Origin of the sequence: Sulfurimonas sp. HSL1-2, assembly GCF_039645565.1 — a bacterium.
GTDB classification, from domain to species: domain Bacteria; phylum Campylobacterota; class Campylobacteria; order Campylobacterales; family Sulfurimonadaceae; genus Thiomicrolovo; species Thiomicrolovo zhangzhouensis.
Genome location: NZ_CP147914.1, coordinates 1,600,130 through 1,620,670, shown reverse-complemented (window position 1 = coordinate 1,620,670; position 20,541 = coordinate 1,600,130). Strand labels below are relative to the sequence as shown.

The following is a 20,541-nucleotide window of genomic DNA, read 5'->3' as shown; positions in this document are numbered from 1 at the left end:
CGTGTGTTTGAAAAAATGAGTCCCAACCAGCGGCTGATCCTGGCCGTGGTCCTTTCATTTGTCTTCTTTATTGTCTATACAGCGATCTTCCCGCCGGAGATGCAGGAGAGCGCAGAGCAGAACGTCACGCTCACCGAGCGGGTAGGTGCCGAGGCGGCGACCCCGGCAGTCGCTGACGGCGGTGTCGGTCATGCGGTGGCGGCCAGCGAAAAAGTGGCCAACCCTGATGCCACGAAGCTGGTGACGGTTGAGTCCTCCGCGTTCACGCTCAAGATCGATACCCTCGGCCGTATCGCTTCCAAAGTGCTCAAAGATAAAAAATATTATGTTGATGACAAACCGACCGAACTGGTTGCACAGGAGGGGGCACAGCCGCTCTTTATCCGTTTTGCGGACGAAGCGGTCAATGCCGAGGCGCTCAAGGTCCCGTACCGTGCCGATGCGAATACGATCTCACTGGATGGTGCGGATGCGAAACGTGTTGTACTGACACAGACCCTGCCGCAGGTCACGGTGACGAAAACGCTGACCTTCTACCCGGACGGTCACTATGACATCGAGGTTTCCCTCTCCAAACCGATGCGCTACTTCCTCTACGTCGGACAGCATGCGGAGCACAAAGGGCAGATGATGATGGCCGTACACGGCGTCATGGCCTACACCGCGGACGGCGTCTCCAATATCTTTGAAGACGGCGATGTCGAAGGGCGCACTTCCCTGCGCGACGTGAAACTGCTGTCGGCGTTCGACCAGTATTTCGCGTCCATCTTCTACGGCTTCGATCCGGAGCTGCTCGTCAACGTCGACCGCGACCGCAGCGACAACCCGATCGCCTATCTCGAAGCCTCCGACTCCCTGAGCTTCAACGGCTTTATCGGACCGAAGGATTACCGCCTGCTTGAATCGGTCAACCCGGTCCTTGTCAACGCGATCGAGTACGGCTGGTTCACCTGGGCGGCGAAACCGCTGTTCGGCTTCCTGCTGTTCCTGCACGGCATCTTCGGCAACTGGGGCTGGGCGATCGTCGTCCTGGTGATCGCGATCCGTCTCGTACTCTACCCGCTGACCTACAAGGGGATGGTCTCCATGCAGAAGATGAAGGACCTTGCCCCGAAGATGAAAGAGCTGCGCGAGAAGTACAAGGGCGACCCGCAGCGCATGAACGCGGCGGTGATGGAGCTCTACAAGAAAAACGGCGCCAACCCGATGGGCGGCTGTCTGCCGCTGCTGCTGCAGATCCCGGTATTCTTCGCGATCTACCGTGTCCTGCTCAACGCCGTCGAACTGCAGGGGGCGCCGTGGATGTTCTGGATCGGCGACCTCTCCCGCATGGACCCGACCTATATCCTGCCGATCCTGATGGGGGCATCCATGTACTTCCAGCAGAAGATGACGCCGAACAACTTTACCGACCCGATGCAGGAGAAGATCTTCAAATACCTGCCGGTCGTCTTTACCTTCTTCTTCGTCACCTTCCCGTCGGGCCTGGTGCTTTACTGGCTGACGAACAACCTGCTCTCCATTGCGCAGCAGTATATGGTGAACAAGAAGTATGCGCAGATCAAAGCGGCACACCAGGCGCAAAAAGAGCATAGCGGGGATGAGGCCTGAACATGAAGAAGATCGAAGCGCCGTCGCTTGAAGCGGCGTACAGCGAGGCTTCCAGGCACTTCAGCTGTTCGGTGACGGAGCTCGACATCGTCGTCGTCCAGCACCCGAGCAAAGGCTTCCTCGGCCTGTTGCGCAAGCAGGCCGTCATTGTCGCCCGCCCGAAAGCGGCGGCAGAGCAGACGGAGGAAGCAGCAGCGCTCACCGCGTCTGAAGCGGCACCGGAGGTACCGGAACCGATCGTATACCCCGAAGACGACGACAGCGAATACGCCGAGGTCTACGCGGACGAGGAGCACTACATCGAGGATAACGACGATCTCGAAGCGATCGCCGAAGAGGTGGAGATGAAGCTCAACACCCTCTTCGAGACGATCTGCTTCAAGCTCGAACCGATCCGCGTTTCCGTCTACGACGACAATACGCTCCTGGTCGAGTTCAACGGTGAAGACGCGGCGCTGCTGATCGGCAAGGAGGGGTACCGCTACAAAGCGCTCTCCTATATGCTCTTCAACTGGATCAATGCCGAGTACCAGCTGCAGCTGCGCCTCGAAATCGCCGAGTTCCTCCAGAACCAGGAGGAGTCCGTCGCCCGCTACCTGACAGGGGTCTTCGATAGTATCGACCGTGACGGCCATGCCCAGACACGCGTCCTTGACGGGGTCCTCGTGCAGATCGCGCTGAAGCAGCTGCGCGACCGTTACCATGACAAGTACGTTGCCATCCGCACCACCCGGGACGGCGGCAAATACATCATCATCAACGATTACCACAACTACTGATCATGAACGATACGATTGCCGCCATTGCGACCGCCCACGGCATCGGCTCCATCGCCATCATCCGCATCAGCGGCGAACAGGCGACGGCGGTCGCATCGAAACTGACGGGACAGCGCCCGCTCGAAGACCGCCGTGCCCATCTCTACCCCCTCTATAACCCCCGAAACGAGCTCATCGACGAAGCGATCGTCCTCTTTTTCCGCGGTCCCCGCAGTTTCACCGGCGAAGACGTCGTCGAACTCCAGTGTCACGGCGGACAGATCGTCGCGGAAGAGGTGCTGAAGGCCGTTTTGGCCTGCGGTGCGCGCCTGGCGACGCCGGGCGAGTTCAGCAAACGCGCCTTCATGAACGGCCGCATCGACCTCACCGAAGCGGAGGCGATCGCCCGGCTCATCGAAGCCCGGAGCGAAGACGCCGCGAAGATCCTGGCCAAGCAGATGAAGGGGTCGCTGCGGACCTTCGTCGAAGGCAACCGCGATGCCCTGCTGGAAATCCTGGCCTACTCGGAGGTCTCCATCGACTACGCCGAGGAGGACCTGCCGCAGGACCTCGTCGACCAGATCATTAAAAAGCTCGAAGCGATCGCCGTGGCACTGCGCCGCACCCTGGCGTCCAGCGAACGGCGGCGGGGACTGATGCAGGGCTTCAAGGTCGCCATCATCGGCAAACCCAATGTCGGCAAGAGCTCGCTGCTCAACAGCCTGCTCGACTACAACCGCGCCATCGTCAGCGATATCGCGGGCACGACCCGCGACACGATCGAGGAGCAGGTGCGTATCGGCACGCATCTCATCCGGATGGTCGACACGGCGGGGATCCGCGAAGCCGGGGACGAGATCGAACGGATCGGGATCGAACGCTCCATCGAAGCGGTCAGCGAAAGCGATATCGTCATCACGCTCTTTGACGGCAGCCGTCCGCTTGATGGGGAGGACAAAGCGATCCTCTCCCTGATGGACAGCCATAAAGAGGAACGGGAGTTCATCGCCGTCCTCAATAAAACGGACCTGCCGCAGCGTTTCGACGAGACGCCGCTGCGCAGCTACGCCCCGATCCACATGAGCTGCAAGCAGGATACGTCGGCGCTGATTACTGCGCTGCAGTCCCGGATGGACCACCAGAACGTTTCCGAAGAGACGATGCTCATCTCCCAGCGCCAGACCGATGCCGTGAGGGGGGCGCTGAGTGCGATCGACAACGCCTTCATGCCGCTGGAGGAGCAGGAGCTGGAACTCTTCTCTTTCCATGTCGGCGAGGCGATCCAGGCACTGGCCTCCATTACCCGCCCCTTTGACAACGAAGAGATGCTCGACAAGATGTTCGGCAGCTTCTGCCTCGGCAAATAAGCGTACGGTACGCAGTAAGCAGTGGGAAGTATGTTTCCGATACTGGCGATCGACCTCGGCCTCAAACGGATCGGGCTGGCCTACAGCGCGGACGGCACCATTGTCACCCCTCTGCCGGCCGTCGAGCGTAAAAACCGAAACCAGGCGTCGCAGGCGGTCAAAGATGTCATCGCGGAGTGGGGGATAAAACAGGTCGTCGTCGGGATTCCGATGGGCGGTTCGAGCGAGGAGGAGATGCGCCGCCGCGTCGCGCATTTCATGAACCTCGTCGATTTCGACGGCCCCGTCGCCTATCAGGACGAGAGCGACAGCTCCCTCGAAGCCGAAGCGCTGATGAAGGGCGAGATCCGCTACAAGCGCGACGGCCGCGTCGATTCGCTCTCGGCGATGGTTATTCTACAACGCTATCTGGGACAGTGACCCCGAAGAACGCCAGTGCCTCCTCTTCGTCGTCCGTGAGCGTGGCGCCGCGGTAACTTTCATCCTCATTGAGCACTTGCGTAATCCGTTTGACGCTGAGATCGAAACACTGCTTTCGTGCACAGGGCAGATCGTCGATGAAGCCCATGCCGCTGAAGTGGTAGTTTTCTCCCTCGTTTTCGATACAAAGCAGCGTGCCGTCACACTGCGCCTCGATGCATTCGACGAGCTCACGGTAGTTGATACCGAACTCGGTGGCCTGCCACCCGATCTCCTCGAGTTCGCTGTCGGTGAATTCGGCGACGCCGTCACCGGTCGTATCGTCATAGTCCGCATGGCGGACGTTATAGCCGATGATCTCCTGCCAGTTGCGCGCGGCTTTGATGAGGATGCGGTCTTCGACCTCGACGACCTGCATGTTGCCGCCGAGCAGTTCGGCAAGGCTTTTCGGTTTGGTCGGCATCAGGGCAGAGGGTGCCGGTCGTTCGACGCTGCCCTGGAAAATATAGCAGCTGCGTGTGTCGTAAGGGGGATAGTGAATCTCCCCCCTGATCGTGATGCCGAAGGGCTTCCCGCCGTTGACCGCGGCCATCATGGCCGGTTTGTCGATGGAGATGATCTCTTTGACAAGGTTGAATTTTTTCATACGTTCTCTTCCGCAATTTTTCGGAAATTTTAGCATGCCGCGGGCGAGGGGCCATTAAGAAATCACCGTTTTCAAAGGCCTAAGCGGAGCCTAAACTACTCTTTCATGACTTTTTGGTACAATGCGCAAAATTTTTTGTGGTGCGGGGACCGTCTGATAGACGGCATGATCGTCCACAATTCAAGGGATTAACTGATGGCATTGAATGTGTACTATGACAAAGACTGCGATATCAGCATCATCAAGGGCAAAAAAGTCGCGATGATCGGTTTCGGCTCCCAGGGCCATGCACACGCGGAAAACCTCCGCGACAGCGGTGTAGAAGTAATTGTCGGTCTTCGCAAAGGCGGCTCCAGCTGGGCGAAAGCGGAAGCGAAAGGTTTCGAAGTCATGACGGTTGCCGATGCATCCGCAGCGGCTGATGTCATCATGATCCTTCTGCCGGACGAAAACCAGGCGGAAATCTACGCCAACGAGATCGCACCGAACCTCAAGCCGGGCGCGACGATCGCATTCGGTCACGGTTTCTCCATCCACTACGGACGCATCAAGCCGGCAGCCGACATCAACGTCATGATGGTCGCACCGAAAGCACCGGGCCATACGGTCCGCAGCGAGTTCGTCAAAGGCGGCGGTATCCCAGACCTGATCGCGATCGGCCAGAACCCGTCCAACATGACAAAGGAACTTGCACTCTCTTACGCTTCCGCGATCGGCGGCGGCCGTACGGGTATTATCGAAACGACGTTCAAAGACGAGACGGAAACGGACCTCTTCGGTGAGCAGGCGGTTCTCTGCGGCGGTGTTTCCGCTCTGATCCAGGCCGGTTTCGAAACCCTGACAGAAGCGGGTTACCCGGAAGAGATGGCGTACTTCGAGTGTCTGCACGAGATGAAACTGATCGTCGACCTGATCTTCGAAGGCGGTATCGCCGATATGCGTTACTCCATCTCCAACACGGCGGAGTACGGTGACATGGTCTCCGGTCCGCGCGTCATCAACGCCGAGTCCAAAGCGGCGATGAAACAGGTGCTCAAAGAGATCCAGAACGGCCAGTTCGCCAAAGACTTCGTCCTTGAAGGCCAGGCAGGCTACCCGCGCATGAACGCAGAGCGCAACAACCTCAAAGCGCACCCGCTCGAGCAGACCGGTGCACGCCTTCGCGAAATGATGCCTTGGATCAAAGCGAACAAAATCGTCGACCAGGACAAAAACTAAGAACAGCAGCGCATCCCCTGCGCCGCGCACCCCTACGCGTACGCTAGTACGCATTCAGGGCGACTGCCTCTAAATTACACCATCGCTTTCAATTTTGATCCTCTCTTTCTTATATAATGGCATCCATTGTTCACTGCCGGGTACCGGGTTACAGTGACTGTCTGTTCGAACGATGCGAAGTCGTTGACGGATACAGGCATTTTGCATCGGGTGATGATCCGTCAAAGAAGGAGAGATAGGTGCACGAAAAGAAAATCTACCTCGTCGGCACTGCGGTCAGAGATGCGCTCATGGGCAGGGCGGTCTCGCAGAAAGAGTATGTCGCCGTAGGGTACGCGCCGGAAGATTTTGCAGATCTGGAGCAGGTGGAAGATGCCCATCCATTTTTTATAAGAGACGACGGCAGCAGACTGACGCTGGCGGAGGTCTCAGGATTGGAGACAGGCATCGAAGCGGTTTTGAAGCGGCAGGATCTGACCATTGATGCCGTCGCCTACGATGAAGAGGAAGGTCTCTATATCGACCCCTTTAACGGCAGAGAAGATATCGAGAAGCGGATATTTCGCCATACGACAGAAGCGTTCGCGGAGGAGCCCATGCGGGTCCTGCGGCTGGCGCGGCTGCGTGCGACCTACGGGACCGGCTGGAATATTCATGCTTCGACGCGGGTCCTTGTTTACGGGATGCGGGACGAGCTGGAAACCCTGCAGCCCGACCGGGTCTGGGAAGAGGTGGAAAAGGTGCTTGCCCTTCCGGAGACCCATCTCTTCTTCGAAACCCTTTTCGAACTGGGCGTGCTGGACGCTGTTTTCCCCTCGATCTTCGCGATGACGGCCTTTAAAGAGGGAACGAAGTACCACCGCGAAGCTTCGCTGTTCGCCCACGTGATGATGGTGCTCCGTGAGCTGAAAAACGAAGCGCCGCTGCTGAAGCTCACTGCGCTGTATCATGACGTCGCCAAGCCCTTCTGTTTCCGCACCTACGGCAACGGTACGCGCCACGGGGATCCCGACAAGATCGAACCGCGGATCGATCTTCAGATGCCTGCACCGATAAAAGAACGGGTTCTTTTCCTGAGTGAAAACCATGTCAAGCTTCCCCGGCTTCCCCAGATGAGCGTCTACCAGATCGCGGATTTCTTCGAGAGTTTCAACAAGGATGACGCACTGCTCGAAGCGCTCATACGTTTCAAAAGGGCCGATGACCATGGGCGTTTTACGGATGCCCCCCGGCCCGAGATCTGGGAAAGGGCGCTGCTCAAGACGTTCGACGCGATCAGTGCCTACCGCCCCGACGCGTGGATCGAAGCCCAGCCGCAAACGCCTGACGCCAATGCCATTGCCCTGCATGTGCACCTGCACAACATTGAGATCGTCAAGCGGACCTTCTTCGCCTAGGCGCCGTTCAGTCCCCTGAACCGTCTCTCTGCCGTATATCCGGGAAATGGCCGATCATTTCTTCGTAGCGCTTGTAGGTCTGCAGCGCGTCGATGACCTCTGGCAGCGGTTCGGCGAAACGTCCCTCAATGTCATAGTCGTTTTCACCGAGTGCAAAGGCCAGACGTTCGACGGGCGGTGTGAACTGCGCGTCGATCCCCTCTCTGTTTCCCCGCGCATCGATACGGTACCAGCCATACGCTTCGAGCCAGACGGCGTTCAGGCCGTGGAGGCAGTAGATCCCGGGCGTGTACTCCGAGCAGCTGAGCCGCTGGTAGCAGAGCGCCGCCGGGATACCGTTGGCGCGAAGCAGGGCGGCAAGGAGGTGGCTCTTGGCATAGCACCAGCCGGTTTTCTGCTCCAGCACCTCGCTGGCTTTGATAGTCGAGACCCCGCAGCCCGCGTCGCCCGTGTGGGCGATCGCATCGCGGACGTATTCAAAGCAGCTTTTCACGATCGCCTCTTTTGTCTCCTCTCCTGCGGCAAGGTCGGCGGCGAGGGAAACGACTGCCGGGTGGCTGAAATCAATATACTCCGACGCGCGTAAAAACGGTGCAAGGCTTACAGCGCTGTGCACTGTCAGTGTTCTGTTCATAGTGAGATCTTTCCCTGAAGGTAGGTGACGGCCTCTCCAGAGATGATAACCCGGGGACCGGCCAGTTCGCACCGCAGCTCGCCGCCGCGGGGCGAGACCTGTTTGGCGAAGAGCCTTTTTTTACCGAGCCGTTTGGCCCAGTAGGGGGTCAGCTGGGTATGGGCGGAACCCGTGACGGGATCCTCGTCGATGCCGAAGTTGGGTGCGAAGAAGCGGCTGACAAAGTCATAGCGGTCATGGCGCGCCGTAATGCAGACCCCGCGCAGGTCCAGGGCGCGGAGCGCATCGAGATCGGGGGAGAGTGCGCTCAGCTCCTCCCCGTCGGGAAAGACGACGATATAGTCGCTGGCTTTGAGGACTTCGACCGGCGGTTTACCGAACGCCTTGACGATCTCCGGCGGTACGGGAACGGCGAGGGGCGGTTCGGCAGGGAAATCAAGGGAGAGCATCGAATCGGTCCGGGTGACATGCAGCGGGCCGCTGCGCGAATCGAAAGTGAGCTTCTCCCCTTTGTAGCCGAGGTGTTCAAAAAGTACGTGTGCGCTGGCGAGCGTCGCGTGTCCGCAGAGATCCACTTCCGTCGTCGGCGTAAACCATCGGATACGGTACCCCTGGGTCTCCCGGACGAAAAAAGCCGTTTCGGCGAGGTTGTTCTCCGCCGCGATATGCTGCATCGTTTCGTCATCGAGCCAAGCGTCCAGCGGACAGACGGCGGCGGGGTTGCCTTCGAAGATGTGTGCGGCAAATGCATCGATCTGGTAGAGGGGGAGTGTCACGGGGCTGGCCTTCGGATTTCATTGATCCAAGATTATAAAACGAACGGACGCGCTTGTCAAAACCGGCCCGCTACTTTGTCGTGCCGGATGACGGCAAAGCGGTCGCCTCTTCGACGAGGAGGCTGGAGACCTCAAAACTGGCATCGATGAAACGGGCACCGTCGATGCTGCGGAGTTGGCGCCGTTCGAGCGGGGTGTCGATCTTCATAATGATGTCAGGGTGCTTGGTGAAGGCGCGGACGGCTTCGCCGATCAGGCGTTTGTTGTGTTCGCTGTTGACCGTCAGGATGACGGCTTTGGCGCTGTCCACATTCAGCGATTCAAGTACGGGGCGTTTGTTGAGGTGGCCGAAGTAGGCCATGTAACCGAGTTTGCGTGCATGCAGGACCTGTTTGAGGTTGTCGGTGATCACGATGAAAGAGACCTCTCTGGCCTGGAGGTCCGCGCAGACGATCTTGCCCAGGGTCGAAAACCCGGCGACGACGATGTGACCGCTGCGCCCGATAGGGGTGATGACGTCGGATTCGTAAAACTCTTTTTCAAAGTAGGAGGAGAGTTTGTAGATGTTGTTGACGACGAGGGGGGTGAGGATCATGGAGATGACGCTCACGAGGATGAGAAAGCTGGCGGCTTCGCTGCTGATCAGCCCTTCGCTGCCGGCCAGGGCGAAGACGGCGAAGGAGAATTCGCCGATCTGGGCCAGGGCCAGGGCACTCTTGGCGGAGGTGTTCTTGTCGTTGTTGCGTCGGATGATGGCATAGATGACAACGGCTTTGAAAAGCATCGCCAGGACAAAGACGAAAAGGATGAGATGGATATGCTGCAGGAAATAGAGCAGGTCTATTTTCGTCCCGACCCCGAAAAAAAAGATCCCCAGCAGCAGGTCACGGTAACTGGCGATGTCCGATTCGACTTTGACGCTGTAGTCGGTGTCGGCGATGATCATCCCGGCGATGAAGGCCCCCAGCGAGTAGGTAAAGCCCATGCCGTGGGCGAGCAGGGAGGTCCCGATGACGATGGCGAAGACAGCGCCGAGAAACAGTTCGTCCAGTTCCGTCCGCGCCGAAAACTTCAGGAGGGCGTTGACGCTCTTCGCGCCGACCGTGAACATAACGGCGATGACGATGGCCGCCGAAAAGGCAGTTTTGAGAAGCACTTCACCGATGGAGAGGTCATGGTTGGAGAGAAAACTGATCAGCAGCAGGATCGGGATCACGGCGAGATCCTGGAAGACGAGGATTCCCATCGAGATCTGCCCGTAAGGGGTCAGGATGTCCTTGGACTGTTTCAGGTAGGTGAGTACGATGGCCGTCGACGAGAGCGAAAAGGCCAGAGCGACGATGAGCGCCGTATTAAAGTCAAGGGCAAAGATAAAGTAGGCGAGGGCAAATATGACGATGACGCTGAGGCCCACCTGCAGCAGTCCGTTGGTCAGCAGAATCTCTTTCATACTCCTGATTCGCCCCAGGCTCAGCTCCAGACCGATGGTGAACATCAAAAAGACGATCCCGAATTCGCCGATGACGTCGAGGGTGAGAATACTCAGGCCGTTGAAACCGAACAGATAGCTGATAATCGTCCCGGTTAGGATATAGCCGATGAGGTGCGAGATCCCCAGACGTTTGAGCAGAATACTCAGCACCGCGGCGATGGCGAGGGTCAGAAAAATAGCTAAAAGTAATTGATCCATGCTGAAAGTATAGGCCGGATTTGTTTTAAATCTCCGGTGCTGATGCATAAAAATGGAGCACTAATATGTATGATGGAGCGTAATGAGATGTAAAAAAAAGGAACACTTCCTGAAGAGAGGGATGTGATTGGTTAGTATTAGTTGCAAAATAATTTGATGTATTAATCAAATCAAACTATAATGCACTATAGATATGAAATGAGAAAGGGGTGCTGATGATACAGGAACTGTATACAAAACTGTCGGCGATAAACTGGCATTATCATGCGCTTCAAGAACCAAGCGAAGGAACGATAGTGCTCAAAGCGATTTCCATGGACCCCCAGGGGGTACTGGAGGTGATGCGCATCAGGGAGTTGGCTGACGAATACCGGCTGCACACGAAGTGGGACGGTCAGGATATCCAGATCGGCCGCAAAGAGGAGTGAACGAAGCCCGGACAGATGGCATGATGCCCTGTTAACCGCCCTGTTATCCGATTCTTATTACAATGTGCCGATTAGAATCATGAGGGATCGGAATGGCGCAGCAGCGGAAAAAAAGTGCACCCAGGAAAGGCACAACGGGCAGGGCAAAGACGAGGCGGAAGAAAAGCGCTTTTCTCAATGCGGTGCTCAAGGGGCTCATTTTCCTGCTTATTGCATTTATTCTGGCGGCAGGGGGCTATTTTTTCGGTTACCAGAAAGGGAAGCAGGAGCATCGCGGTGCGCTGTTGACAGAGCGCCAACACACTGCCGAACTGCAAAAGGCGCTTAAAAAGGCGAAAGCGAGAACGGCCAGCCATGAGTATGAAAAAGCACCGCCGAAACCGGTGGTACGGGCCGAAAAAGTCGAGCCGGACGCGGGGGCGAAACCGATGATGGCCATCATTTTCGATGATGTCTCTTTTGCCCATGATGTCCGCAACATCAAAGCGCTCAAGCTGCCGGTGACGATGTCTTTCCTTCCCCCGTCAAAACGCCACCCCGATTCGGCTGCGCTGGCGGCCAAGCAATCCTACTACATGGTCCACCTCCCCATGGAGGCGGTCTCTTTTTCGGCCGAAGAGCCTTTGACACTGCATGTCGGGGATGACGAGGCGGTGATCGAGGAGCGTATCCGCCAGATCAAGAACCTTTTCCCGAAAGTCGCTTTTGTCAACAACCATACGGGCAGCAAATTCACCGCGGACCGTGATGCGATGGAGAAGTTGCTTTATGCCCTCGACCGGGAGGGGATCACTTTTGTCGACAGCCGTACCACCGGCAAGACGGCGGTACCGGCCCTGATGAAAACACTGCACCGTCCCTACATAAGCCGCGATGTTTTTCTGGATCACGATCCGGATGTCGAGTCGGTGAAAAAACAGGTGCGCCGTGCGGTGAAGATCGCCAAGAAGTACGGATCGGTCGTGGTCATCGGCCACCCGCACAAGCAGACGCTCCAGGGCCTTGCCGAATCGAAGGATGTGCTGGAGTCGGTCAAACTGGTGCGTATCGACACGCTCGCAGCGTATGAAAACCATGAGTGAGCTCCTTCTAGAGAAAGTCCCCGCCCTCGAGGCAATGCGCAAGTATCCCGACGAGCTCCATTATTGCGGCAACACGGCACTGCTGTCGCGCGTCAAGCTCTCCATTGTCGGTTCCCGCCGCGCCGACGGCTACTCCCGCTTTATGACCTCGGAACTGTCGGCCAAACTCTCCAGAGCGGGCGTCTGTATCGTCAGCGGTGGTGCCATGGGCATCGATGCGACTGCCCATGCGGCCGCCGGTGCCTCCAATACGATCGCCGTGCTCGGAAGCGGAATCGACATCCGCTACCCGGCGACCAACCGGGCGCTGCTCGATGCGATTGGCCATGACGGTCTGCTGTTGAGCCCCTTTGCAGACGGTTTCCAGGCGACACCGTGGAGTTTTGTCGTCCGCAACGAGATCGTCGTGGCGCTCGGCGACGCGCTGATCGTGACCCAGGCCGATGAAAACAGCGGCAGTATGCGCAGCGTGGAACATGCCTTGCGTATGGGAAAGAAGATTTACGTATTGCCGCACCGCATCGGTGAAAGCGAAGGAACGAACCGGCTCCTCAAAGAGGGGAAAGCCGAAGCGATTTACGATATCGACGCCTTTGTCAGCCGCTACGGCGAAGCCGCCCGCTGCGTCGGCGATGCTTTCCTGGACTACTGCCGTACCGCCCCGAGCTACGAAGATGCCGTCCGGGATTATCCGCAGGAGGTATTCCGTTACGAACTCGAAGGGAAGATCGCGGTGGTCGCGGGAAAAATCAGCGTCCTCGTCTAAGCCTCCGACCGGTGAACCGGATCTCATTTTTTTGATGTATTAAGGAAAAATTTAACCGCGATAAGCGTATGATGTGTAGATGTTTCTCTCCAAAGGATGGCAGATGCGCAGCACGGAATACGGTATCGACGACCTCTTTTTGAAACGGTTCTCCCCCAAACAGTTTGTAAAAAAACCTCTGGGAGAGAAGGACCTCTGCGCCGTACTGGAAGCTGCGATGACGGCGCCTTCCTGTTTTAACGAGCAGCCGTGGCGTTTCGTGCTGGGGGAAAAAGATGATTTCCTGGAGATCCTTTCGACAAAGAACGCGGAGTGGGCCAAATCCGCCTCGATGCTGATGCTGCTCTGTTCGACCCAGACCTTTGCGTACAACCGGAAACCGAACCGCTGGCATGCTTTCGACAGCGGTACGGCCATGGCATTTCTGATCTTTGAAGCGTTCAAACGCGGTATCGCGGTGCACCCGATGGGTGGGTTCAGTACGGAGCGGGCCAAAGAACATTTCGGGCTCATGGGGCTTGAACCTCATGCCGTCCTCGCCCTGGGCTATACGGAAGAAGGCCACACAATGACGTCGCGTCTGGGACTTGACGAGATCGTTATTGACCGGCGGGATACCTGAGCTTAGTGGTTGCACATCGCCTTGAACCCCGTCCAGTAGAGCTTGAAGGGGTCATATCCCAACGCGGGCAGTTTTGAGAGGATGAAGCCGCGGTCTTCGTCACTGAGCACCGTGCTGCGCGCCAGGATCCAGAGGTACTTCCTATCCGGATCGCCGATGACGGCGTAGCGGTAGTCGTCGGCAAGCATGATAATCCAGTAATCCCCGTAGAAGGGCCAGAAGAAAGTGACCCGGAGCTTTGCATTGCCGCTGCCTGCGACGACATGGGCTGTCCCCTCTGCCTGATCTTTGAGCCTTCCGGCATCGTCATAACAGCTGTTGACGACACGGACGTCGCCGTCTTGAAGGCGATAGCGTGCCGTCGCCCCCACGCACCCCTCCTCAAAACGGTTTTCATAGCGGGCGATCTCATGCCAAAGCCCCCCGTAACGTTCCAGGTCGACATACTTAACGGTGGGGAGGGGCACCTGGGCTTTTTGCTGGCAGCCGTCCAGAAGGATGATGAGCAGTATAAGGGTGAAAAGTGTCGGAAGTTTCGTCATAGTCGCGCCGTTTGATAGTGGAGTCTGCGCCATTGTACCATTTTCGCTTTCCCGCCGTGACCCCGGGGCAAACTGGATACGCGGCGAAGGCGCTCGCATCGCTCAAAGAGCGGCTGGCCATCGCCCTGATGGAGGACGACGAGGAGTAGGACGGGGCTTAGAGGATCAGCATCGCGTCGCCGTAGCTGTAGAAACGGTACTGCTCCCGGATCGCCTCGGCGTAGAGTTCATGGGTCTTTTCCAGTCCGACGAAGGAGGCGACGAGCATCAGCAGGGTCGATTTGGGCAGGTGGAAATTGGTCAGTAGGTGGTTGACGCGCTGCGGCGGGTTGCCGGGGTGCAGGAAGAGGTTCGCTTCGCCCCCGGTCTCACGGGTACGGACATAGTACTCGACGGTCCGGGTCGAGGTCGTACCGACGCAGAGCAGGGGAAGGTCGCCGTCGATGAGGGCCTTGGCGTCGTCCGGGATCTCGTAGTACTCGGAGTGCATCGGGTGGTCGGTGATGATCTCCGCCTCGACGGGTTTGAAGGTACCGGCACCGACGTGCAGGGTGACGTAGGCGTGGGGGTGGTGTGCGCAGACCGAGGCGAAGAGGGCGTCGGTAAAGTGCAGGGAGGCCGTCGGGGCGGCGACGGCACCTTCATGTTTCGCAAAGACCGTCTGGTACTCCACGGCGTCCTCTTCGTTGTCCTCACGCTGGATGTAGGGGGGAAGCGGCATATGCCCGATGATATCGATGATCGGCAGCAGGGCTTCGAAACGCAGTTTTTCACCGCCGCGTTCGAAGGTGACCGTGCGGCTGCCGTCGTCATGGAGCGTCTCGACGACGGCTTGGAGCTCCTGTCCGAAGTGCAGACGGGAGCCCGCTTTCATTTTACCGCGGATATAGACGCTGACCCGGTAGGCGTCGAGGGGGCGGTTGATAAGGAGTTCGACCTTGCCGCCGCTCTCTTTTTTGCCGAAAAGGCGGGCTTTGATGACCTTGGTGTCGTTGAAGATGATCCCGCACCCTTCGGGAAGGAAGGTCTCGATCTTGTCGAAGCGCGTGTGGGTGACGGTATCGGTTGCGCGGTCATAGACGAGCAGGCGGGCGTGATCACGGGGCTGGGCCGGGTGGACGGCGATCAGCGCTTCGGGGAGGGTGAAGTCGTAACTAGACGTTCTGAGGGGCAACGGCCTCGTCCTCGTCTTCGTCATCCTCCTCCTCATCTTCTTCCTCTTTCGGCGCCGGGTTGACCATTTTGACGATGAGGATGGAGAAGCCGTAGAGCACGATGAGCGGACCGGCCATCAGCAGCTGTGTCAGGACGTCCGGCGGGGTCAGCAGGGCCGCGACGATAAAGATCAGAACGATGGCGTACTTGAAGAACGCCGTCATCTGCCGGTCGTCGACGAGGCCGAGCAGGGCGAGGAAGTAGGCAAAGACGGGGAGTTCGAACGCCAGGCCGAATCCGAACATGATCTTCGTAAAGAAGCCGACGTAATCCTCGATGTTGATCAGCGGGGTGAACTTGAAGCTGCCGAAGGTGATGAGGAAGTCGAATCCGAAGGGGGTGACGATATAGTAGGCGAAGGCGACGCCGACGACGAACATCGTCGTTCCCCCGAAAACGAAGGGGAGGATCATCTTCTTTTCGTTCTCGTAGAGTCCCGGCGCGATGAAGAGCCAGATTTGCCACAGGATAACCGGCAGCGCGCCGAGGAGTGCCGCGAAGAAGGCGACTTTCAGGGCAACGAAGAAGGCCCCGCCGACCTGGTTGGTCGTCACCATCCCGTTGGCGGCGTTGACGGACTTTTTGCCGACTTCGATCAGGGCATCGTTAAGCGGCTGGATCATCCATTCGAGGATCGGCTCGTGGAAATAGAACATGACGAAGAACATGCCGATCAGTGTCAGGACGGAGATGCCCAGGCGTTTACGCAGTTCTACAAGGTGGGGACGCAGTTCGTCGAACATAGGTTAGGCTTCCTCGGTATCGTTGCCGTTATCGGCACTTTTTTTCTTTTTGCTGAAGGTGACGACTTCCGGCTTCTTGGCATCCGGGGCGGCTTCGGCTTTCGGCTTTTGCGGAGCGGAGGTCTGCACGGTCGTCGTGTCCGCCATATCGATGACGGCGTCGAATTCGTCGGTGAGTTCGGTGAAGGCGCTGGCCTTGCTCAGCTTCTCTTTCTCTTCGAGCAGGTTGTCCTTGTAGCTGTTGACTTCGCGTTTGATGTCATCAACGTGCAGCTCCTCCTCGATGGAAGCTTTGGCCGAAGCCAGTGTCCGCTTGGCACTGCGGAAGAAACGGGCGATATCGACCATGGTCTGGGGCAGTTTGTCCGGTCCCAGGAACAAGATGGCGATAATAGCGATGATAAGGATCTCCGAAAATCCCATTCCGAACATGGCGTTTCCCGTCAGGGCGCCGCCGCGGTTACGCGGCGGTTCTCCCCTTAGTTAAATTTATGATCCGGGATTATAGCATAGGAGGTTTAAGGGGAGGCGAACGGGCCTACTCAGCCCTGAAGATAGAGAACGATCTCGTCGCTGAGCAGGTAGTCCGTATTGTAAAAGCGGCCCTCTTCACAGCGAAGTTTCCCCTCCTCTTCAAGCCATCGGGCGCGCTGCAGCTCCTCCGGGTCGAGCAGCGTTTCGGGGACGCCCACGACGGAGCGCAGGCCGAGAAAGAGGCGTTCGGTTTTGACCGCGTCCGCATCGAGGGGTTCCGTCGTGCGGAAGAGGGGATCGGCAATGTAGGCTTCAACGTCGCGGTGGGGGTAGTAGCGGACATTTCCGATGCAGCCCACGGCGCCGGCACCCAGCCCGATGTAGGGCTTGTACTCCCAGTAGCCGAGATTATGGCGGGAACGGTAGCGGCCGAAATTGGAGATCTCGTATTGGGTGAAGCCGTGGGCCCTGATACGCTCGAAGAGCCATGAAGTCAGCGGCAGTTTTTCCTCGGCGACCTCCGGTGTGGCGGAAAAGGGGGTCCCCTCTTCGATGGTGAGGGCGTAGGCGCTGAGGTGGTCGATGGGGAGGGTGAACGCCTGTTCCAGGTCGTGCTCCAGCAGTGCTTTCGTGTCTCCGGCGACGCCGTAAATGAGGTCGATGGAGAGGTGCTCGTACCCGGCGCTGTGCGCCGCGGTAACGGCATCCAGCGCCTGCTGGGGTGTGTGGGCGCGCCCCAGGCGCCTCAGCTTATCGGGATCGAAACTCTGTACGCCGAAACTGATACGGTTCACCCCCAGCGCTTTCATACCCGTGAGCCACTCGGGAGTAGCGCTGTTGGGGTTGGCTTCGCTGGTGATCTCGGCACCGGGTTTGAGATAGGGGCGCAGGCGTTCAAAAAGCGGGGCGTACAGTTCCGGCGCGACCGTCGAAGGGGTGCCGCCGCCGAAAAAAAGGGTCTCGATGCTCTGCGGCGCCGGGTCCAGGCGTGCAAGCTCGCCCTCCAGCTGCCGGACGAGCGCAGCCATGTAATCGCGGCGCAGTCCGAACTTGTCGACGTAGGAGTTGAAGCTGCAGTAGTGGCACTTGCTGTCGCAAAACGGGATATGGACGTATAAAAGCATACGGCATTGTAATCGTTCGGACGTTAGGCGTCGTTGAGATGTGCGAAAAACAAGCACGATTTAACCGCGCTTGCCCTATAATACGCGCATTGAAAACAGCGGGCACTTCTCATAACCCTACCCGGATTGTGCTGGGGTTATTAGAGGTGCTCCAAAACGAGTAAAGAGGCCCATGGAATCCGTCAAACCCTATCGTCCGAACGTCGCGGCCATCATCGTGCCGCCGGAATACCCCGATGTCAAACAGATCTTCATTGCCGAGCGCAGTGATATCAGCGGCATCTGGCAGTTCCCGCAGGGAGGGATCGACAGGGGGGAGTCTCCCGAAGAGGCGCTTCTGCGCGAGATCGAAGAGGAGATCGGAACGAAAAAGGTGGAAGTCGTTGCCGAATACCCCGAGTGGCTGGCCTACGATTTTCCGGCGCACGTTGCGGAGCGCATGCGCCCCTACTGCGGGCAGACGCAGCGCTATTTCCTGGTCCGTCTCAAACACAAGGCGAAGATCAACCTGGAGACGAAACATCCGGAGTTTATCGATTACAAGTTCATCGAGATCGATGCACTGTACGACTACGTTGCACACTTCAAAAAACCGATCTATGAGAAGGTGATCGGCTATTTTCAAGCAAAGGGGTATCTGTAAGATGCTGATTGTTCAAAAATACGGTGGTACGAGCGTCGGCGACCTGGAGCGTATCCAGAACGTTGCCGACCGCGTTGCCAAAACGGTCAAAGAGGGGAATGACGTCGTGGTCGTCGTTTCGGCGATGAGCGGCGAGACCAACAAACTGGTCGCCTACGCCGAACACTACAGCGACAACCCCAAGCGCGAAGAGGTGGATATGCTGCTGAGCTCCGGCGAACGGGTGACGGCGGCGCTGCTCTCCATCGCGCTCAATGAAATGGGCCTCCCGGCAGAGTCCATGAGCGGCCGCCGCGCGGGAATCGTGACCGATACGGTCCATACGAAAGCGCGGATCGAGCATATCGACCCGGCACCGATGCGCCGTGCACTCGGCGAGGGCAAAGTCGTGGTCGTCGCCGGATTCCAGGGCGTCAACGAAGAGGGGCGTGTCACGACCCTCGGGCGCGGGGGCAGCGACCTCTCCGCCGTGGCGATCGCCGGGGCGCTTGAAGCGGATCTCTGCGAGATCTACACCGACGTCGACGGGATCTACACGACGGACCCCCGCATCGAACCCAAAGCGAAGAAACTGGAGCGGATCTCCTACGACGAGATGCTCGAACTGGCCTCGCTCGGGGCGAAAGTCCTGCAGAACCGTTCGGTCGAACTGGCCAAAAAACTTAACGTCAATCTCGTGACCCGTTCGAGCTTTTCGGATGCCGAAGGGACATTGATCACAAAGGAAGAGAACATTATGGAAAAACCATTGGTTAGCGGTGTGGCGCTCGACCGTAATCAGGCGCGTATCTCACTGGGAGGCGTTGTCGACCGTCCGGGCATCGCTTCCGATATTTTCGGCAAGCTGGCAGCCAGCAACGTCAACATCGACATGATCATCCAGACCCTGGGGCATGACGATTCGACCAACATGGACTTCACCGTCCCGATGAACGAACTGGGCGACGCGAAAAAGGTCGTCGAGACCTTCATTGAAAAGGGCGAGATCAAAGAGGCAAGCTACGACGAGAAGATCTGCAAGGTTTCCATCGTCGGCGTCGGCATGAAATCGCACACGGGCGTTGCGGCGAAGGCGTTCAAGTCGATGGCGCAGGAGAACATCAACATCATGATGATCTCCACCTCCGAGATCAAAGTCTCGATGGTCATCGACGAAAAATACGCCGAACTGGCGGTACGCGCGCTTCACAGCGTTTACGAACTGGAGAAGTAACCCCCCATGCAGTCGTTCATGAAATGGATGCTCGAGACCATACGCGCCGAAGGGGCGTCGTTCAACTGGGTCGAAGAGAACCGTTTCGAGTGGACGGCTTCCACGATGCTGGCCGTGTCGCAGATCGTCTCGGGCAAGACGATCGTCCTGGTGACCGACCGCAAACGCAAATGGTTCCAGCACTACATCTCGACGACGATCAACCAGCTCTCCAACGACCGGCCGATGGTCCCGCTGATCAGCCTGGACCGGATCTACCCGGAGTTCGACGAGATGACGAGCGGGGACGCGATGGACATGCTGGCCGATATGCTCGACCTCTCCTTCGACAGCAACTACTTCTTCTGGTACGTCGGCAAGGGGAGCGACCCGCGCTCCGAGATCGCCAAGCGGGCGGACAACAGCTGCCTCTGGCTTCTTGACGAAGAGTTCGGGCATGCGATGAAACTGCGCTCCTTCGACCCCTACCTGGATATCAAACTGATCCAGCTCTACCGGCTTTTCGATCTTTCGCTCAATGCCGTGCTCTTCGGGGAAATCGACACGGATGAGTAGTTTCGAACGCAGCCACATCATTCTCGCCGAAGAGATCGAGGAGCGTTTCGAGGCTTTCAGGCAGGCGGTCCATCCAAGCCGCGTCGTCGGGTTCGTCCGCGACGACTTTCTCATCGAAGACGCCAAGGCGGTCATCGCCGAAGCCTACATCAGCGAGGCGTCGCTGAAGTACGTCGTACTGGCGGCGAAACAGTTCAATATCTACTCACAGAACGCCCTGCTCAAACTGCTCGAAGAACCCCCCGCCAACATCGCCCTCGTCATCATCGCGTCGAGCAAGTCGGTTCTGCTGCCGACGGTCCGTTCGCGCCTGCCGATCCTCAATGAGCTCTCCGGTGAAGCGCCGCAGGGGGTCGAACTGACCCTCGGAGCGCTTGACCTGGGGGCGCTGTACGGTTTTGTCACCTCGGTGGGACGGATGGACCGTCACGAGTCCAAGGCGCTGATCGAGCGGCTCTTCTACCAGGCGAGCGTCGTCGAGAAGCTGCCGCTGAGCGAAGAGCAGCTCGATGCCTTTGACCGGGCATTCCGGCTGCTTGAAGTGAACGCACGGCTGCAGAACGTCCTTTTGAGCGTATTGATGTCCTTTTTACCGGAGCAGCGGCGTGCGGGTTGAG

General features: G+C 58.0%; 23 protein-coding genes. 14 read left to right on the top strand and 9 right to left on the bottom strand.

Annotated features, from left to right (window positions below; genetic code table 11):
* Positions 1 to 3: 3 nt before the first annotated feature.
* The 4 genes from yidC to ruvX are packed head-to-tail and all read left to right on the top strand — an operon-like array spanning position 4 to position 4,156.
* Entirely contained in the window at positions 4 to 1,611 is a 1,608-nt protein-coding gene (yidC, locus tag WCX18_RS08420; protein ID WP_345987167.1) for a membrane protein insertase YidC, read from the top strand.
* 2 nt (positions 1,612 to 1,613) lie between these two features.
* Positions 1,614 to 2,390, top strand: coding sequence for a Jag N-terminal domain-containing protein (locus WCX18_RS08415; RefSeq protein ID WP_345987166.1), 777 nt, complete (start codon positions 1,614 to 1,616; stop codon positions 2,388 to 2,390).
* Positions 2,387 to 3,736, top strand: a complete 1,350-nt coding sequence (mnmE, locus tag WCX18_RS08410; RefSeq protein ID WP_345990788.1) for a tRNA uridine-5-carboxymethylaminomethyl(34) synthesis GTPase MnmE — start codon at positions 2,387 to 2,389, stop codon at positions 3,734 to 3,736. The genes WCX18_RS08415 and mnmE overlap by 4 nt, the downstream gene beginning before the upstream one ends.
* Positions 3,737 to 3,766: 30 nt before the next feature.
* A complete protein-coding gene (ruvX, locus tag WCX18_RS08405; RefSeq protein WP_345987165.1) occupies positions 3,767 to 4,156 on the top strand; it encodes a Holliday junction resolvase RuvX in 390 nt (129 codons plus the stop codon).
* On the opposite strand, the gene WCX18_RS08400 is transcribed toward ruvX, so the two are convergent.
* Positions 4,128 to 4,802 (bottom strand): hypothetical protein, encoded by a 675-nt coding sequence (locus WCX18_RS08400; protein ID WP_345987164.1) that lies wholly within the window; start codon positions 4,800 to 4,802, stop codon positions 4,128 to 4,130. The genes ruvX and WCX18_RS08400 overlap by 29 nt on opposite strands.
* Before the next feature lie 195 nt (positions 4,803 to 4,997).
* Here WCX18_RS08400 and ilvC point away from each other — a divergent pair, with 195 nt between their 5' ends.
* The gene (gene ilvC / locus WCX18_RS08395) at positions 4,998 to 6,020 is read left to right on the top strand and encodes a ketol-acid reductoisomerase (RefSeq protein WP_345984691.1); all 1,023 of its coding nucleotides are present in this window, start codon (positions 4,998 to 5,000) and stop codon (positions 6,018 to 6,020) included.
* A 239-nt stretch (positions 6,021 to 6,259) separates the two neighbouring features.
* Positions 6,260 to 7,417, top strand: a complete 1,158-nt coding sequence (locus WCX18_RS08390; protein ID WP_345987163.1) for a polynucleotide adenylyltransferase — start codon at positions 6,260 to 6,262, stop codon at positions 7,415 to 7,417.
* Between the two features lie 7 nt (positions 7,418 to 7,424).
* Here the strand turns inward: WCX18_RS08390 and WCX18_RS08385 are convergent, their stop codons facing one another.
* The 3 genes from WCX18_RS08385 to WCX18_RS08375 all read right to left on the bottom strand — a co-directional run bounded on the left by WCX18_RS08385 (position 7,425) and on the right by WCX18_RS08375 (position 10,517).
* Complete coding sequence (locus WCX18_RS08385; RefSeq protein WP_345987162.1) at positions 7,425 to 8,051, bottom strand: transglutaminase family protein; 627 nt, start codon at positions 8,049 to 8,051, stop codon at positions 7,425 to 7,427.
* Positions 8,048 to 8,827, bottom strand: coding sequence for a PhzF family phenazine biosynthesis protein (locus tag WCX18_RS08380; RefSeq protein ID WP_345987161.1), 780 nt, complete (start codon positions 8,825 to 8,827; stop codon positions 8,048 to 8,050). The genes WCX18_RS08385 and WCX18_RS08380 overlap by 4 nt, the downstream gene beginning before the upstream one ends.
* Positions 8,828 to 8,897: 70 nt before the next feature.
* Positions 8,898 to 10,517, bottom strand: coding sequence for a cation:proton antiporter (locus WCX18_RS08375; protein WP_345987160.1), 1,620 nt, complete (start codon positions 10,515 to 10,517; stop codon positions 8,898 to 8,900).
* 296 nt (positions 10,518 to 10,813) lie between these two features.
* On the opposite strand from WCX18_RS08375, the gene WCX18_RS08370 reads away from it, so the two are divergent.
* The 4 genes from WCX18_RS08370 (at position 10,814) to WCX18_RS08355 (ending at position 13,415) form a co-directional block, all read left to right on the top strand.
* Positions 10,814 to 10,945, top strand: coding sequence for a hypothetical protein (locus WCX18_RS08370; protein ID WP_345987159.1), 132 nt, complete (start codon positions 10,814 to 10,816; stop codon positions 10,943 to 10,945).
* Positions 10,946 to 11,037: 92 nt separating this feature from the next.
* Positions 11,038 to 12,027 (top strand): divergent polysaccharide deacetylase family protein, encoded by a 990-nt coding sequence (locus tag WCX18_RS08365; protein ID WP_345987158.1) that lies wholly within the window; start codon positions 11,038 to 11,040, stop codon positions 12,025 to 12,027.
* Positions 12,020 to 12,793, top strand: coding sequence for a DNA-processing protein DprA (locus tag WCX18_RS08360; protein WP_345987157.1), 774 nt, complete (start codon positions 12,020 to 12,022; stop codon positions 12,791 to 12,793). Before WCX18_RS08365 ends, WCX18_RS08360 begins: the two co-directional genes overlap by 8 nt.
* 79 nt (positions 12,794 to 12,872) lie before the next feature.
* Positions 12,873 to 13,415, top strand: coding sequence for a nitroreductase family protein (locus tag WCX18_RS08355; protein WP_345987156.1), 543 nt, complete (start codon positions 12,873 to 12,875; stop codon positions 13,413 to 13,415).
* A 2-nt stretch (positions 13,416 to 13,417) separates the two neighbouring features.
* On the opposite strand, the gene WCX18_RS08350 is transcribed toward WCX18_RS08355, so the two are convergent.
* The 5 genes from WCX18_RS08350 to hemW all read right to left on the bottom strand — a co-directional run bounded on the left by WCX18_RS08350 (position 13,418) and on the right by hemW (position 17,513).
* Positions 13,418 to 13,957, bottom strand: a complete 540-nt coding sequence (locus WCX18_RS08350; RefSeq protein WP_345987155.1) for a lipocalin family protein — start codon at positions 13,955 to 13,957, stop codon at positions 13,418 to 13,420.
* A gap of 157 nt (positions 13,958 to 14,114) precedes the next feature.
* Positions 14,115 to 15,131 carry a tRNA preQ1(34) S-adenosylmethionine ribosyltransferase-isomerase QueA gene (gene queA / locus WCX18_RS08345; protein ID WP_345987154.1) on the bottom strand — a complete coding sequence of 339 codons (1,017 nt, stop codon included), beginning with the start codon at positions 15,129 to 15,131 and terminating at the stop codon, positions 14,115 to 14,117.
* A complete protein-coding gene (tatC, locus tag WCX18_RS08340) occupies positions 15,112 to 15,915 on the bottom strand; it encodes a twin-arginine translocase subunit TatC (RefSeq protein ID WP_345987153.1) in 804 nt (267 codons plus the stop codon). The genes queA and tatC overlap by 20 nt, the downstream gene beginning before the upstream one ends.
* 3 nt (positions 15,916 to 15,918) lie before the next feature.
* Complete coding sequence (gene tatB / locus WCX18_RS08335; RefSeq protein WP_345987152.1) at positions 15,919 to 16,347, bottom strand: Sec-independent protein translocase protein TatB; 429 nt, start codon at positions 16,345 to 16,347, stop codon at positions 15,919 to 15,921.
* Between the two features lie 110 nt (positions 16,348 to 16,457).
* The gene (hemW, locus tag WCX18_RS08330) at positions 16,458 to 17,513 is read right to left on the bottom strand and encodes a radical SAM family heme chaperone HemW (RefSeq protein WP_345987151.1); all 1,056 of its coding nucleotides are present in this window, start codon (positions 17,511 to 17,513) and stop codon (positions 16,458 to 16,460) included.
* A 172-nt stretch (positions 17,514 to 17,685) separates the two neighbouring features.
* Between hemW and WCX18_RS08325 the strand changes: the two genes are divergently transcribed.
* From WCX18_RS08325 to WCX18_RS08310, 4 genes are read left to right on the top strand one after another with little or no spacing between them, the layout of a single operon-like run.
* Positions 17,686 to 18,156, top strand: coding sequence for an RNA pyrophosphohydrolase (locus WCX18_RS08325; protein ID WP_345987150.1), 471 nt, complete (start codon positions 17,686 to 17,688; stop codon positions 18,154 to 18,156).
* A gap of 1 nt (position 18,157) precedes the next feature.
* Entirely contained in the window at positions 18,158 to 19,369 is a 1,212-nt protein-coding gene (locus tag WCX18_RS08320) for an aspartate kinase (protein WP_345987149.1), read from the top strand.
* 6 nt (positions 19,370 to 19,375) lie between these two features.
* Positions 19,376 to 19,924: a HobA family DNA replication regulator gene (locus WCX18_RS08315; RefSeq protein WP_345987148.1), complete on the top strand. Its 549-nt coding sequence runs from the start codon at positions 19,376 to 19,378 to the stop codon at positions 19,922 to 19,924.
* On the top strand, positions 19,917 to 20,540 hold the full coding sequence (locus WCX18_RS08310; protein ID WP_345987147.1) for a DNA polymerase III subunit delta': 624 nt from the start codon (positions 19,917 to 19,919) through the stop codon (positions 20,538 to 20,540). Before WCX18_RS08315 ends, WCX18_RS08310 begins: the two co-directional genes overlap by 8 nt.
* Position 20,541 lies beyond the last annotated feature (1 nt).

What these genes read in the sequence shown, in the direction of transcription:
- WCX18_RS08355 (WP_345987156.1), top strand. Translation starts at nt 12,873, where the DNA reads ATGTTTCTCTCCAAAGGATGGCAGATGCGCAGCACGGAATACGGTATC.
- WCX18_RS08385 (WP_345987162.1), bottom strand. Translation starts at nt 8,051, where the DNA reads ATGAACAGAACACTGACAGTGCACAGCGCTGTAAGCCTTGCACCGTTT.
- ruvX (WP_345987165.1), top strand. Translation starts at nt 3,767, where the DNA reads ATGTTTCCGATACTGGCGATCGACCTCGGCCTCAAACGGATCGGGCTG.
- WCX18_RS08365 (WP_345987158.1), top strand. Translation starts at nt 11,038, where the DNA reads ATGGCGCAGCAGCGGAAAAAAAGTGCACCCAGGAAAGGCACAACGGGC.
- hemW (WP_345987151.1), bottom strand. Translation starts at nt 17,513, where the DNA reads ATGCTTTTATACGTCCATATCCCGTTTTGCGACAGCAAGTGCCACTAC.
- tatB (WP_345987152.1), bottom strand. Translation starts at nt 16,347, where the DNA reads ATGTTCGGAATGGGATTTTCGGAGATCCTTATCATCGCTATTATCGCC.
- ilvC (WP_345984691.1), top strand. Translation starts at nt 4,998, where the DNA reads ATGGCATTGAATGTGTACTATGACAAAGACTGCGATATCAGCATCATC.
- WCX18_RS08310 (WP_345987147.1), top strand. Translation starts at nt 19,917, where the DNA reads ATGAGTAGTTTCGAACGCAGCCACATCATTCTCGCCGAAGAGATCGAG.
- WCX18_RS08415 (WP_345987166.1), top strand. Translation starts at nt 1,614, where the DNA reads ATGAAGAAGATCGAAGCGCCGTCGCTTGAAGCGGCGTACAGCGAGGCT.
- WCX18_RS08360 (WP_345987157.1), top strand. Translation starts at nt 12,020, where the DNA reads ATGAGTGAGCTCCTTCTAGAGAAAGTCCCCGCCCTCGAGGCAATGCGC.
- WCX18_RS08325 (WP_345987150.1), top strand. Translation starts at nt 17,686, where the DNA reads ATGGAATCCGTCAAACCCTATCGTCCGAACGTCGCGGCCATCATCGTG.
- WCX18_RS08375 (WP_345987160.1), bottom strand. Translation starts at nt 10,517, where the DNA reads ATGGATCAATTACTTTTAGCTATTTTTCTGACCCTCGCCATCGCCGCG.
- WCX18_RS08315 (WP_345987148.1), top strand. Translation starts at nt 19,376, where the DNA reads ATGCAGTCGTTCATGAAATGGATGCTCGAGACCATACGCGCCGAAGGG.
- WCX18_RS08400 (WP_345987164.1), bottom strand. Translation starts at nt 4,802, where the DNA reads ATGAAAAAATTCAACCTTGTCAAAGAGATCATCTCCATCGACAAACCG.
- WCX18_RS08350 (WP_345987155.1), bottom strand. Translation starts at nt 13,957, where the DNA reads ATGACGAAACTTCCGACACTTTTCACCCTTATACTGCTCATCATCCTT.
- tatC (WP_345987153.1), bottom strand. Translation starts at nt 15,915, where the DNA reads ATGTTCGACGAACTGCGTCCCCACCTTGTAGAACTGCGTAAACGCCTG.
- WCX18_RS08320 (WP_345987149.1), top strand. Translation starts at nt 18,158, where the DNA reads ATGCTGATTGTTCAAAAATACGGTGGTACGAGCGTCGGCGACCTGGAG.